At 76.8% G+C, this 456-nt stretch carries 1 protein-coding gene; it reads left to right on the top strand.

Going from position 1 to position 456, the window contains the following annotated elements; genetic code table 11:
* Positions 1-29: 29 nt before the first annotated feature.
* On the top strand, positions 30-456 hold a 427-nt coding region (locus G3I78_RS48245), incomplete at its 3' end, for a hypothetical protein (RefSeq protein WP_203616539.1).

The raw sequence follows: 456 nt of genomic DNA, 5'->3' as shown, positions 1-456 counted from the left end.
CTGCGCGCGGGGGGCAGATGCTCGGGGACGTGACCGATCCTCTCCACCACGCCACCCCGCCCCCGGTGCCGCCCGCACCCGACCTGCGGCTCGCCGACTGGGAGCCGCGTGCCCGCGTGCGGCTCCCCCGGACCGACGTCACCCGGGCCGCGGTGCCCGCCGTCGACGTCCACAACCACCTGGGCCGCTGGCTCACCGCCGACTGGTGCGCGCCGGACGTTCCCGCCCTGCTCGACCTGCTCTACGGCACGAACGTGCGCACGGTCGTCAACCTCGACGGCCTGTGGGGCGACGAGCTCGAGGCCAACCTCGACCGGTACGACCGCGCGCACCCGGGCCGGTTCCTCACCTTCTGCCAGGTCGACTGGGGAGCGCTCGCCCACGCGGGCGGCGAGCGCGAGGTGCAGCGGCAGCTCCGCGACGCCGCGGCGCGCGGGGCGCGCGGCCTCAAGGTGT

The organism is Streptomyces sp. SID13726, from assembly GCF_010548375.1.
Taxonomy (GTDB): domain Bacteria; phylum Actinomycetota; class Actinomycetes; order Streptomycetales; family Streptomycetaceae; genus Streptomyces.
This window is presented reverse-complemented; position numbering and strand designations above follow the sequence as displayed.